Raw genomic sequence first — 12,936 nt, forward strand, 5'->3', positions numbered from 1 at the left:
GCGTCACCGTGCGGTTTCGGGCGCGAAAAAGCGCTTGCGGTTCTCGGTCCAGATCGCAGCACAAGCCGGATCGCCGTCGGCCTTCATGCCGAGCGCCTGACAGCGCGCAAGACCGGCGGCCAACCGGTCACGAGAGCCCGGCGGCCCGAGATCGGGCACCCCGACGTCACGGGGGACGTGCCGGAGATGCAGGCTTGCGGCGACCAGGATCAGCACGACCAGCCCGACGGCAACGAGCCGGAAGACGATCGGCGGGGAGAGACGTAACCCGCGCATCAGTGGAACATCTGCGCGGTGCCGGGCGTGTAGCCGGCCCCGTAATTGAGGAAAGTCATGAGTTGTGCCCTGCCCTGTTCCTCGCTCTCCACCTGACGGGCGCCGTCCAGCGCCTGCGCGCGGCCCATCGCCGTGATGACGGCGGTAAGGTCGGCAAGCTGGCGCGTCTGCAGCGCGGTCAGCTGGTTGCCCGATTGCGCGGCCTGCAGGGCGCCGCTCGCCGCCTGGCTGGAGGTGACCAGACTGTCGATCTGGCTGCGCGTGGCATCGAGATTCTGCACCGCGCCGGTCTGCACACGCAGCCCGTCCTGATAGGCGCCCCGCGCGTTCTGCCATCGCGTCTGGGCGTCGGCTATCATCTGCGCCGCCGAACTCGGGCTACCCAGCGCCTGCGGATAGGTCTGCGAAAACGCCTGATCGATGCTGGTCAGATTATAGGAAAGCCCCTGCGCCTGGCCGACGATCTGCTGGGTCGCTTCGATCGACTGCTCCAGCGGCGCCAGCACCGAGAGCGGCAGGTTGGCGAGGTTGCGGGCCTGGTTCTCCAGCATGGTCGCTTCATTGAGCAGGCTCTGCGCCTGCTGGTTGACCTGCTGCAATTCCCGCGCCGCGATCAGCACCGTCTGGACATGGGCCGCGCCATCATAGACCGCCCATTGCGCATGGGCCGGGACGCTCACGACGATGGATGACAGGGCGCCAAACCCAGCCACGAACGCTGCTTTGTAGATCAACGAATTTCTCATGATGGTTCTCCCGGCCTGAGCATTTCGATCGCCCAGTCCACGCCCCTGTGCGTCAGCCACGCGGCCGCGAACCCGTCGCGGCCATGCCGGGCGAAGATCCGGTCGATGGCGGCCTGGTCGTCGGGCGACGACGCAGCGGTGAAGGCCAGCGCCACCTCTGACAGGCCAAGATCGAACAGCCGGTTGCCGCGCCGTGACTGGCAGTAATAGTCGCGCTTGGGCGTGGCCCGGCTGAGGATCTCGATCTGCCGATCGTTCAAGCCGAACCGGCGATAGATCGCGGTGATCTGCGGCTCCAGTGCCCGGTCATTGGGCAGGAACACCCGGGTCGGGCAGCTCTCGATCAGCGCCGGCGCGATCGGGCTGGCGTCGATATCGGCCAGCGACTGGGTGGCGAAGATGACGGAGGCGTTCTTCTTGCGCAGCGTCTTCAGCCATTCCCGAAGCTGCCCGGCAAAGGCGCGATCATCCAGCGCCAGCCAGCCCTCGTCGATGATCAGCAGCGTCGGGCTGCCGTCAAAGCGGTCCTCGATGCGGTGGAACAGATAGGAGAGTACAGCGGACGCCGCGCCCGAGCCGATCAGCCCCTCTATCTCGAAGGCCTGGATATCGGCAACACCGAGGCGCTCATGCTCGGCGTCGAGCAACTGCCCCCACGGCCCGCCGACACAGTAGGATTGGAGGGCCTGCTTCAAAACCAGCGACTGGAGCAGCGCCGACAGGCCGGTGATGGTGCGTTCCGCGACCGGCGCCGAGGCCAGCGAGGTCAGCGCCGACCACAGATGCTCCTTGAGATCGGGGGCAACCGCGACGCCCTCGCGCTCCAGCAGTGTCGCCACCCATTCCGCCGCCCAGGCCCGTTCGCCCGGCTCATCGATCCTGGCCAGCGGCTGCAACGCGACGGGATCGTCCCCATCCTGCGCCAGCGCGCCGCCGAGATCATGCCAGTCGCCGCCCATCGCCAGGGTTGCGGCACGGATCGAGCCACCGAAATCGAAGGCAAAAATCCTGGCGCCAGTGTAGCGGCGGAACTGCATCGCCATGAAGGCCAGGAGCACAGATTTGCCGGCGCCGGTCGGCCCGGCGATCAGCGTGTGACCGACATCACCGACGTGGAGTGCGAAGCGGAATGGGGTCGAACCTTCGGTGCGGGCATAGAACAGCGGTGGCGCCGCGAAATGCCCGTCGCGCTCCGGCCCCGCCCAGACGGCGGAGAGCGGGATCATATGCGCCAGGTTCAGGGTCGAGACGCACGGCTGGCGGACATTGGCGTAGACATGCCCCGGCAGGCTGCCGAACCAGGCTTCGAGCGCATTGACGCTCTCGCGCATGCAGGTGAAATCGCGGCCCTGGATGGTCTTCTCCACCAGACGCAGCCGATCGGCGGCAACGGTCGGATCCTCGTCCCACACCGTGACGGTGGCGGTGACATAGGCCTGACCGACCTGGTCGGTGCCAAGTTCCTGCAGGGCGGCATCGGCATCGGCGGCCTTGTTGGCGGCGTCGGAATCCAGCAGCACCGAGGCCTCGTTGGTCATCACCTCCTTGAGGATGGCCATGATCGATTTGCGCTTGGCGAACCATTGCCGCCGGATCCGGCCCAGCACTTTGGTCGCATCGGTGCGGTCGAGGCAGATCGCCCGCGTCGACCAACGATAGGGAAAGGCCAGCCGGTTCAGCTCGTCCAGCACGCCGGGCCAGGTCTGGGTCGGGAAGCCGGTGACGGTGAGCGTGCGCAGATGGGCGTCGCCCAGGCGCGGCTCCAGCCCGCCGGTCAGTTCCTCATCCACCAGGACGGCATCGAGATGCATTGGGATCTCGGGCACCCGCACCCGCTGCATCCGCGTGGAGATGCAGGAATGGAGATAGGTCAGCGTTTCGCCGTCATCGAACCAGTCAGCCTCCGGCATGAAGCCGTCGAGCAGCGCCAGCACCCGGTCGGTCTGGTCGATGAACCCGGCGACCACCGCCCGCCAGTCGGAGCCGCCACGGGCGCGGTTCTCATAGAGCCAGGCTTCCGCGCGGGCGGCATCGTCCGCCGGCGGCAACCAGACCAGGGTCAGGAAATAGCGGCTCTCATAATGCGCCCCCTCTTCCTCGAACTGCGCCCGGCGTTCGGCGTCGACCAGTTCGGAGGCCGGATCGGGAAACGGGCTGGAAGGATAGCCCCGCGCTTCCCGGCGCTGCGCCTCGACGAAAATGGCCCAGCCGGAGCCAAGCCGGCGCAAGGCGTTGTTCAGGCGGGACGTGATCGCGACCAGTTCCGAGGCGGTCGAGGAGTCCAGGTCCGGGCCGCGGAACCGGGCGGTGCGCTGGAAGGCGCCGTCCTTGTTCAGCACCACGCCCCTGGCGAGCAGCGCCGCCCAGGGCAGGAAATCGGCCAGCCGGTCGCGGCGGTGGCGATATTCGGCGAGGTTCAGCATGGCGCCCTCATCCGACCAGATGGGTGGGATAGCGCAGGTGCCGGCGCACCACGTCGACGAAAGCGGGATCGCGCTTGGCCGCCCAGACGGCGGCGAGATGGCCGACCAGCCAGAAGATCCCGCCGGCGATCCACAGCCGCAGGCCGAGGCCGATCGCCGCCGACAGCGTGCCGTTGACGATCGCCACCGTGCGCGGCGCACCGCCAAGCAGGATCGGCTCGATCAGGGCCCGATGCACCGGCGCGGTGAAGCCGGGAATGGCGTCCGGTTCCATCAGATCAGTGCCCCGCCCGAGAAGGAGAAGAAGGACAGGAAGAAGCTGGACGCGGCAAAGGCGATCGACAGGCCGAAGACGATCTGGATCAGGCGGCGGAAGCCACCCGAGGTTTCACCGAAGGCCAGGGTCAGGCCGGTCACGGTGATGATGATCACCGAGATGATCTTGGCGACCGGCCCCTGCACGGATTCCAGGATCTCGTTGAGTGGAGTTTCCCACGGCATGCTGGAGCCCGAGGCATAGGCCGGGGCCGACAGCAGGGCGAGCGAGAGTGTGGTGCCGGCCACGGCAAAGCGATGGCGCAGGGCGATCATGCGGATCATGACGGGTCTCCGGCGGGTGCGAGGAGGTAGTCGCCGTCCGGGGCCAGGCCCTGGACGGTGGCGAGTTCGGCCAGCCGGCGCGCGCTGCCGCGCCCGGACAGTACCGCGATGACGTCGATGGTCTCGGCGATCAGGGCGCGCGGCACGGTGACGACGGCTTCCTGGATCAACTGCTCCAGCCGACGCAGGGCGCCGATCGCCGACCCGGCGTGCAGGGTGCCGACACCGCCGGGATGGCCGGTGCCCCAGGCCTTGAGCAGGTCGAGCGCCTCGGCGCCGCGGACCTCGCCGATCGGTATCCGGTCGGGGCGCAGGCGCAGCGATGAGCGCACCAGGTCGGAGAGCGACGCCGCGCCGTCCCTGGTGCGCAGGGCGACCAGATTGGGGGCCGCGCATTGCAGTTCGCGCGTATCCTCGATCAGCACCACCCGGTCGCCGGTCTGCGCGATCTCGGCCAGCAGGGCGTTGACCAGCGTGGTCTTGCCGGTGGAGGTACCGCCGGCGACCAGGATGTTCTGCCGCTCGGCAACGGCGCGGCGCAGAAATTCGGCCTGCGCGGCGGTCATGATCCCGGCGGCCACGTAATCGTCGAGCGAGAACACCGCGATCGCCGGACGCCGGATGGCAAAGCAGGGCGCTGCCACCACCGGAGGCACCAACCCCTCGAACCGCTCCCCGCTTCCCGGCAATTCGGCGGAAACACGCGGACTGCCGGGATGCACCTCGGCCCCGACATGGTGGGCGACCAGGCGGACGATCCGCTCCGCGTCCGCCGGCACGATCCGGGTGCCGGTGTCCTCCATCCCACCCGCGAGACGATCGATCCACAGCCTTCCGTCGGGATTGAGCATCACCTCGGCGATCGACGGATCGTCGAGATACCGGGCAATCGCCGGGCCGAGGGCGGTGCGCAGCATGCGCGTGCCTCGGGCGACGGCTTCGGAGCGGAAAGGCGCAACGGTCATCGGAAACCCGCGATTGGCCCCCGGAGGGAGGCGGTGGATCAGCGGGGTTGATTAGAAAGAGCTATGAACACGGAAGCGCAACAAGTGTCTGATGGGTGTAGGGCGCTGGGATAGAAGAACTTGCATAGGGATGTGTCGCCATTTGAGCGGTGACGGGGCGAAAGGGCGCTGCTACCGTTTGCGGAATCGATCACGACACGGACCTGCGCCCGCATGAGCAAAGCCTTCATTGCCGCTGTTCTTCAGGACTCGCTGGACTGCACGGGCGTTGCCGCCGCCAGGGCGGCCGATGACCTGGTGGCGGCCATTGTTACCGAGCTGAAGCAGCATGGCAGGTACATCCTGCCCCTTTTCTCGAGAAAAGGATCATTTCCCTTTACGCTTGGCCCAAATTGAGAAATTCTAATATTCTAGAACTTGATTGGAACCGCTTAGGAAACATAGATGGCCGACAAAAAAATTGTGTTTGTCGCGTTTGCGATCGAAGATGAACGTCAGCGGGATTTCTTGAAAGGGCAATCTCTTCATTCGCGTGCGCCTTATGAATTCATCGACATGTCGGTGAAGCAGGCATACGATACCGATTGGAAGACAAAAGTCCGGACCCGAATTCGTCGCTCTGATGGTGTGATAGTCTTGATTAGTAAAAATTCACTGACATCCACCGGCCAGAAATGGGAAATCCAATGTGCGCAGGAAGAGGGCAAGCCCATCTGCGGAATTTACGCCTACACTAACGACCGAACCAGTCTGACAAACGTCAATACCTACGTCTGGAGTGACAGCAATATCAGCAATTTCATAGACTCGCTTTGATGAGACGTATCCATGCGTAAAGCTCCCATCGTCGACTTTGGCCACTACGATCACGTTGGTCTGCCAAGTGGGTGCGGCAACGGTGCCCACTTGGTGAAAAGCGTCCTCGAACACCGTGCTCATGGTACAATCAATTTCGCTCCCCTGAGCTAATGATTGGAACTAGAGTTACAGATCGAGCAAAAAAAGGGAGCAATCAAGAGCGCTTGTTATTCACAAGAGGGGTGTAGATTCAAGAAAAGTTATAACTTCTATATTGGATTAATATATCTAAAATCTGAGGAGACGGGCCTTCTTTTACTTTTTTTCACTGAACGATCTTCATCGTCGTGTTAAAAAAGAGCAGGATTTAACAGGACTTTCTGCCCTTCAGCTTTCCAAAAAACTATCGGGAGAAAACATCAGTTCCGTAGATATTTTTATCAGCTACTCATACCGGGATGAAGTGGAACTTCCATTGGCGTTATTTCTTTTTTTACGAGATGAAGGATGCAAACCATATCTTCCTCAGCGATTTTCTCGTAAAAAAGGCCAGACCCCAAATATTAAAGATATACAAAACACAAGAGATATACTTTCAGCATCAAAGTCTTTAATATTTTTGGATGGACCGGAGGCCACTCGTTCACAGTGGATACCTTGGGAAATTGGCTATATTGCCGGGAAAAATGGTAAAGTCGCCATATTTACCGCGGCTAAAAATCAGTCAGATATTACGAATAGCGAATTTTTAAGCCTGTATCCAAAAATCTCACACCAAAACGGCTGCCTTATCGTCGATAAAGGTCCGAGAGAAAAAATTGAACTTTATCAGTGGGTAAATACATGAAAAACTTAGAAATCAAAAACATCGATTTTATAGATTAGATCTATTAATCGCGCCCCCAAGAAAACAGATCCGATACAAATAAAAGAGGAAAAATGAAACGTTACGCAGTTCTACGCGTTCAGAACGACACGCGCAAAACTCGTGGTTTTGGCCCAGGCACTCGTGAGCTTGACGGTTCGGGGGCTAAAATCAGCATTGAGAACATGGCCGAAGTCGAAGTGGCTGAAGCCACTAAAGACCCATTGACACGCGCCGTTGCTCCCGTCATGCCCACGCGCCTTATTCAGCCTTTGGCGGCGGATGACCTAGCTGACGAGGGGAATTGGGGTATTGCTGCTACGGGCGCGACCAATAGCACCTGCTCTGGAGAAGGCGTTGTCGTCGCAGTACTCGACACCGGTATCGATGCTAGCCATGTTGCATTCGCAGGTGTCGACCTAGTCCAAAAAGATTTCAGCGGTTCCGGAGACGGAGACCGCCAAGGCCACGGAACGCACTGCGCGGGAACGATCTTTGGACGCGATATTGGAACAACTAAAAGGATCGGCATTGCGAGGGGCGTCAGACGAGCGCTAATTGGGAAGGTTCTTAGCGATAACGGCGGTGGGGATTCGCAGTGGCTCTTTGATGGTATGCTTTGGGCAATGCGGAGTGGCGCGAACGTCATTTCGATGTCGCTCGGTTTCGATTTCCCTGGCATGGTTGAAAATTTAATAGATAAGGGATGGCCCCCGGCATTAGCGACTTCGGTTGCGTTGGAAGCCTATCGAGGAAACTTGCGAATGTTTGACGCCGTGATGAGTCTCATGAATGCTCAGGCCGCCTTCGGTTTGGCTCCAGTTGTTGTCGCTGCTGCAGGTAATGAGAGCCGTCGTGAGCAGGATTCTTCATTTCGAATAGCGGCTTCCCTGCCTGCTGCGGCTAACAATGTAATCTCCGTTGCGGCCGTCGGCCGCTGCGGAGAGCTCCTTGATGTGGCTCCTTTCTCTAATACAATGGCCACTGTAGCGGCACCAGGTGTAGAGATTGTCTCGGCTAGGACAGGAGGCGGACTGCAGACGCTCAGCGGTACGAGCATGGCGTGCCCTCATGTCGCAGGCATGGCAGCTCTATGGTGGGAGGCTGTGGGGCGAACCGGAGCAACCCCAAATGCTAAAAACGTGACAGCCCGTATCATCGCAACAGCTCGACGTAATGTCTTCCCACCGAAAATCGAAGAGATCGATATTGGGCAGGGACTTGTCACCGCGCCGGAATGATCAAGGAGTATGTCTCATCGTCGCGCACTGATCGTCGGCATTAACGATTATGCCTCTGCACAATGTCTGACCGGCTGTGTGGCAGACGCTAAAGCTGTGACAGAGCTCATCTCAAGAAATGAGGACGAAAGCGTCAACTTTCAATGTGACACACTGATTAGCGGTCCTCATCAGGATATGGTTACCGCCCCCTACCTACGTCGCAAGCTGGAGGAGCACTTTGACCAGAATTTTATCGGGGACGCGCTCTTCTATTTCTCGGGACATGGAGCAGCGACTAGTCTCGGAGCCCACCTTCTCACGTACGAAGGAGCCCAATATGCCCCTGGCATCCCGATGCGAGATTTAGTTGACCTCGCCAACAAGTCGCGCGCGCGCAACGTATTTATTTTTCTCGACTGTTGTTATGCGGGTGCGGCCGGAGGGGACGAGGAGGCGTTTGGATCCATCGAGAACGAGGCTAGGCTGCGTGAGGGCATCACAATCCTAGCCGCGGCGCGTCCGCGTCAATGTGCCCAGGAGGCAGCCGGCCACGGTGTTTTTACCCGCCTTGTGCTCGCGGCCATGTGCGGTGGTGCCGCCGATATTAGGGGGAGAGTATCAGCCGCTGGTATATACGCTTACTGTGATACGGTTCTCGGTGCGTTCGATCAGAGACCTATTTACAAGTCCCATGCCGCAACTTTGGAACCCATTCGTAAGTGCCTTCCAATAGTACGGGACAAAGAGCTAAGAAAGCTTCCTATTTACTTTTCTAACCAGACTGCTTCTTACCAGCTATGCTCTTCCTACGAAGAAACGAATATAGATGCGATCCCTAAGCATGTTGCTATTTTTAAGACCTTTAAGCAATTCCAAACGGCGGGGCTGCTTCGATGCGAGACCGGACAAGATCTATATTGGACGGCACTTAGATCTGAAAGGGTTTCTCTCAGTCCTCTAGGACAGCTTTATTGGGAGTTAGCTACCGCGGGTCATATTTAGGCATTGTTCAGATCTCTCACGTCTCATTAAGACTACACCATCTCTGTTTCCATCCAGATGATATAGTGAAATTTTAATCCCACTCAGCGTCAAAGCCTTTTGGAGTCGCCCGCTTCTATCTTCGCTGATGCGCAGATGGTTTCGGCGGTAATATGTGCGCCGTTGCCTCGTTTGTCAGATCAGACGGATAGCATTTCGGCTTGCGCGCAATGTCTCCGGCTTGGCGACCGCTCTGCTTGGGCGTTCACATCCATATCTTCAGTTGTATATACAGTTCCTCCTGAGAACCCGTCTGTATCGAATTCTCAAGAAGAGTCCAACAGTATGAGGCTGAAAACTTATAATATTTTTCGTTCCGGAAAATACATCGGACGATATTTGTAGATCCAGTCCAAGCACTGAATGCCTTTTCGGCCTGAGCGCGAACCAGAACCACTTATCCAATTATTTAGATCCTGACCAGACAATATCGTCATATATTCCGTTTGAATAAAATATCGAGCTACAGGGCGAACACTATCAGCCCTAGCCTCGTCCATGGTCATAGATTCGACCGACATCCCTCTTTCTGCAAATCTTTTTGGAATTATCTTTTCGAGGAAAAGACACATGCTCAGTTCATAATATAGCCACGGAGAGTATGTTTCTCCTTCCATTAGAGTTTTTATATTTTCTTTTTTTATAAGAGAGTTTTCGGTATTTAAAAAAAACAGGCACTCACATTGATCCATCATGCCAGCTATAGAAACTGAAAGCATGTTATGAATATGAGATGTTGTTATATTTCTCTTTTCATATGAATATGTTATTTTTCCTTTATCATCTTTTTTCTTGCAAAATTCTTCATCTACTTCTTTAAGAATCTTGTCAGCGTATCCCCAAACGCTTGAATCAACGAAGCATCTTAATCCAAAATTTTCCTCAAGAAAATTAGCTAACATGTAAGCTATGTGCTCATCTGCATGTGAATGCGAAAGGAAAATATCGAATTTTTCTTGGGGGAACCATTCGGAAATAATATTGTTCCCATCCAAGGATCCATCATCATTGAAAAAATTTTTTATAGACTGCTTTGGTCTATTCTTTAATTTCATTTTCTCTATGATAGCCTGATCGACACCAAGGTATTTACTGTCGATATCTACTTTGTATGCTTTGTACATGGACACTCTCAACAAAATTTAACCGCCACACAACATGAAACATATAATATAGACATATATAAATCATGTCTCCCTCTTAGAGCCTGTTTGAGAATGTTCATTGATGGACAATTCTGCGGAGCATCAGGCTCCCCATGGCGATGTGGATCATGGCTTACAAGAGTATATCACAATAGAAAATCAGCCTATCTATGAATGTTAATCCGGCTACAGAGGCCAACATTTAAGAATATTTTTTATTCTGTGCTATCGTTAGATTTTACAAAACGTTTTTTCTCTAGTCATAGAAATAATTAGTGATTTTTATAAAATCTATGCATAGATTTTCAAGATTATATTTTTGGTCAAATATCCTTCCCTTCCATAAGTGCGTCGACGTCCGACCTCACCTCGTCGTCCAGCGTCTTCCCTCTGGCGAGCCGGCGCCCGACTGCCTCGATAAACCCGTCATACCGCTCCCGTCCCTTGCTTTGCGCCGCCGCAAGAGCGGCATCGGGCAGCGGAGGGGTGCTGGTCAGCCAGAAGCGCACGAACACAGCGAGCGACTCATTCGAGATCGTGACCCGTCGCTCCATGCGCTCCAGTTGCCGTGTCATCCGGTCCAGCCGCCGGGCCAACGCCGCCTCCAGCCGTTCCGGCCCATCTGGTGACAGGAAGGACGCCAGCGCCGTCTCCACGACCAACGCCTGCGGCACCTTCTTCCGGGCAGCGTAATCGGCAAGCCTCACGCTGAGATCGGCTGTTAGCCGGATCGTGTGTTTGACCCGCATGGCAGTCACAGCCCCATCCTATCACCAGGATCGAGCGAGACCTGCCGCGCGAGAGCCCGTTCCCCGCGTTGCAGGGTCTGCGCCCGTGTGGCGTCGTCCTCGGGCTCATCCTCTGGCGGATCGAACTCATGGACCGGCTTTCTCGGCGCCTGCACCACCTCCTCCTGTTCCGGCAATTCCGGCTCACGGCGGATACCGCTATTGGCGGGATCGTCGTCTCCATTGTCCGTTGCCGTCGGCTGCACCACGTCCGCCCAGTCCCCTGGCGGCGGCGGTCCAATAGGCAGCGTTCCTTCCGGGGCGGCCGGCGGCTCGAACCGGGGTGGCGGGAGGATACGCGCGGCCAATTCAGCATCCTCGAAATACCGCGCCTTGCGCGCCCGGATCGGCGGGCAACCGGACACCAGCACCAGTTCCTCGTCAGGGGGAAGCTGCATGATCTCGCCGGGCGTCAGCAACGGCCGCGCCGTTTCGTGGCGCGTCACCATCAGATGCCCAAGCCAAGGGGACAGCCGATGCCCGGCATAGTTCTTTGCATCCCGGATCTCGGTCGCGGTGCCGAGCGCGTCGGAAACCCGTTTGGCGGTCCGTTCATCATTGGTCGCAAAACTGACCCGGACATGGCAATTATCGAGGATCGAATTGTTCTGGCCATAGGCTTTCTCGATCTGGTTCAGGCTCTGGCCGATCAGGAAGCTCTTGATCCCATAGCCTGCCATGAAGGCCAACGCGCTTTCGAAAAAATCCAGCCGTCCCAGCGCCGGGAATTCATCGAGCATCAGCAGCAGGCGGTGGCGGCGCTTCGCCTCCAGTTCCTCGGTCAACCGGCGGCCGATCTGATTGAGCACCAGGCGGACAAGCGGCTTGGTGCGGCTGATGTCCGAGGGCGGCACCACCAGATAGAGCGTCGCCGGACGGGTACCGGCAACAAGATCGCGGATCCGCCAGTCGCAGCGCCGGGTGACATGCGCCACGACCGGGTCGCGATACAGGCCGAGGAACGACATGGCGGTGGACAGCACGCCCGAACGTTCATTGTCGCTCTTGTTGAGCAGTTCCCGTGCCGAACTGGCGACCACCGGATGCACGCCTTTCGCCCCAAGATGCGGCGTGGTCATCATGGCGCGCAGCGTGGTCTCGATCGCCCGTTTGGGATCGGAGAGGAAATTGGCGACCCCGGCCAGGGTCTTGTCTTCCTCCGCGTAGAGAACATGGAGGATGGTGCCGACCAGCAGGGCGTGGCTGGTCTTCTCCCAGTGGTTGCGCTTCTCAAGGGCGCCCTCGGGATCGACCAGCACATCGGCGATGTTCTGCACGTCGCGGACTTCCCGCTCGCCGCGCCGAACTTCCAGCAACGGATTGTAGGCGGCGCTTGTGAGGTTGGTCGGATCGAACAGCAGCACCCGGCCGAAGCGGGCGCGCCAGCCGGCGGTCAGTGTCCAGTTCTCGCCCTTGATGTCATGAACGATCGCGGAGCCCGGCCACGTCAGCAGCGTCGGCACCACCAAGCCGACGCCCTTGCCGGAGCGGGTTGGCGCAAAGCACAGGACATGCTCCGGCCCATCGTGACGGAGATAGGTATCGGCCGAGCGGCCCAGCACCACCCCATCGGGCGTGAGCAATCCAGCGCGCCGGATTTCGCGCGGGTCGGCCCAATGCGCTGAGCCATAAGTGGTGGCGCGCTTCTTCTCGCGGGCGCGCCAGACGGATAGGGTGATCGCGACGATGACAGCAGCAATGCCGCCCGATGCCGCGATATAACCGCCGGTGGTGAAGATGTCCGGGGCGTAGGCATCGTAGGCGAACCACCACCAGAAGAACTCGGGCGGGTAATAGACCGGCCAGCCGATAACCATGAACCACGGGGCGCCGAGCTGCGTTTGGAAGCCGAGCCGCCAGGCGGTCCACTGCGTCGCGGCCCAGGTGAAGGCGAGGATCACGGTGCTTACCGCACACACCGAACCCCAGAGGATTTTGGTCTGGTTCATGACAGGAACCGACCAAACGGCTCGATTTCCCGATACTCAAGGTCTAATTAAAGCGCCTCGGGTCGCCGGACGGGAGCGGATAATAAACGGACGGTTTCCCGCCGACCTTTACGGCGG

General features: G+C 58.6%; 13 protein-coding genes and 1 pseudogene. 5 read left to right on the forward strand and 9 right to left on the reverse strand.

The genetic code is table 11. From position 1 onward, the window contains the following. Positions 1–3: 3 nt before the first annotated feature. From trbK-alt to trbB, 6 genes are read right to left on the reverse strand one after another with little or no spacing between them, the layout of a single operon-like run. Positions 4–276: a putative entry exclusion protein TrbK-alt gene (gene trbK-alt, locus IEV53_RS07965; RefSeq protein WP_188426228.1), complete on the reverse strand. Its 273-nt coding sequence runs from the start codon at positions 274–276 to the stop codon at positions 4–6. Continuing rightward, positions 276–1,022 (reverse strand): P-type conjugative transfer protein TrbJ, encoded by a 747-nt coding sequence (gene trbJ / locus IEV53_RS07970; protein WP_188426229.1) that lies wholly within the window; start codon positions 1,020–1,022, stop codon positions 276–278. The genes trbK-alt and trbJ overlap by 1 nt, the downstream gene beginning before the upstream one ends. Continuing rightward, positions 1,019–3,445, reverse strand: a complete 2,427-nt coding sequence (trbE, locus tag IEV53_RS07975) for a conjugal transfer protein TrbE (RefSeq protein WP_188426230.1) — start codon at positions 3,443–3,445, stop codon at positions 1,019–1,021. The genes trbJ and trbE overlap by 4 nt, the downstream gene beginning before the upstream one ends. A gap of 7 nt (positions 3,446–3,452) precedes the next feature. Continuing rightward, positions 3,453–3,719 carry a VirB3 family type IV secretion system protein gene (locus tag IEV53_RS07980; protein WP_114726164.1) on the reverse strand — a complete coding sequence of 89 codons (267 nt, stop codon included), beginning with the start codon at positions 3,717–3,719 and terminating at the stop codon, positions 3,453–3,455. Continuing rightward, on the reverse strand, positions 3,719–4,045 hold the full coding sequence (locus IEV53_RS07985) for a TrbC/VirB2 family protein (RefSeq protein WP_188426231.1): 327 nt from the start codon (positions 4,043–4,045) through the stop codon (positions 3,719–3,721). Before IEV53_RS07985 ends, IEV53_RS07980 begins: the two co-directional genes overlap by 1 nt. After that, the gene (gene trbB, locus IEV53_RS07990) at positions 4,042–5,010 is read right to left on the reverse strand and encodes a P-type conjugative transfer ATPase TrbB (protein ID WP_188426232.1); all 969 of its coding nucleotides are present in this window, start codon (positions 5,008–5,010) and stop codon (positions 4,042–4,044) included. Before trbB ends, IEV53_RS07985 begins: the two co-directional genes overlap by 4 nt. Before the next feature lie 213 nt (positions 5,011–5,223). On the opposite strand from trbB, the pseudogene IEV53_RS07995 reads away from it, so the two are divergent. The 5 genes and pseudogenes from IEV53_RS07995 to IEV53_RS08015 form a co-directional block, all read left to right on the forward strand. Further along, positions 5,224–5,364 (forward strand): annotated as a pseudogene (locus IEV53_RS07995) (HU family DNA-binding protein); the annotation flags it as partial. Positions 5,365–5,454: 90 nt separating this feature from the next. Next, a complete protein-coding gene (locus IEV53_RS08000; protein ID WP_188426233.1) occupies positions 5,455–5,826 on the forward strand; it encodes a TIR domain-containing protein in 372 nt (123 codons plus the stop codon). Between the two features lie 445 nt (positions 5,827–6,271). Then, positions 6,272–6,655 (forward strand): TIR domain-containing protein, encoded by a 384-nt coding sequence (locus IEV53_RS08005; protein WP_188426234.1) that lies wholly within the window; start codon positions 6,272–6,274, stop codon positions 6,653–6,655. A gap of 92 nt (positions 6,656–6,747) precedes the next feature. Further along, positions 6,748–7,914 carry a S8 family peptidase gene (locus tag IEV53_RS08010; protein WP_188426235.1) on the forward strand — a complete coding sequence of 389 codons (1,167 nt, stop codon included), beginning with the start codon at positions 6,748–6,750 and terminating at the stop codon, positions 7,912–7,914. A gap of 9 nt (positions 7,915–7,923) precedes the next feature. Beyond that, complete coding sequence (locus IEV53_RS08015; protein WP_188426236.1) at positions 7,924–8,898, forward strand: caspase family protein; 975 nt, start codon at positions 7,924–7,926, stop codon at positions 8,896–8,898. Between the two features lie 338 nt (positions 8,899–9,236). Here IEV53_RS08015 and IEV53_RS08020 read toward each other — a convergent pair whose 3' ends face one another. The 3 genes from IEV53_RS08020 to IEV53_RS08030 form a co-directional block, all read right to left on the reverse strand. Beyond that, positions 9,237–10,061 (reverse strand): toll/interleukin-1 receptor domain-containing protein, encoded by an 825-nt coding sequence (locus IEV53_RS08020; RefSeq protein ID WP_188426237.1) that lies wholly within the window; start codon positions 10,059–10,061, stop codon positions 9,237–9,239. A gap of 344 nt (positions 10,062–10,405) precedes the next feature. After that, on the reverse strand, positions 10,406–10,831 hold the full coding sequence (locus IEV53_RS08025; RefSeq protein ID WP_188426304.1) for a CopG family transcriptional regulator: 426 nt from the start codon (positions 10,829–10,831) through the stop codon (positions 10,406–10,408). A gap of 5 nt (positions 10,832–10,836) precedes the next feature. Next, positions 10,837–12,819, reverse strand: a complete 1,983-nt coding sequence (locus IEV53_RS08030) for a conjugal transfer protein TraG (RefSeq protein WP_188426238.1) — start codon at positions 12,817–12,819, stop codon at positions 10,837–10,839. Positions 12,820–12,936: the final 117 nt, after the last annotated feature.

The organism is Asaia siamensis, assembly GCF_014635085.1.
Classification (GTDB): domain Bacteria; phylum Pseudomonadota; class Alphaproteobacteria; order Acetobacterales; family Acetobacteraceae; genus Asaia; species Asaia siamensis.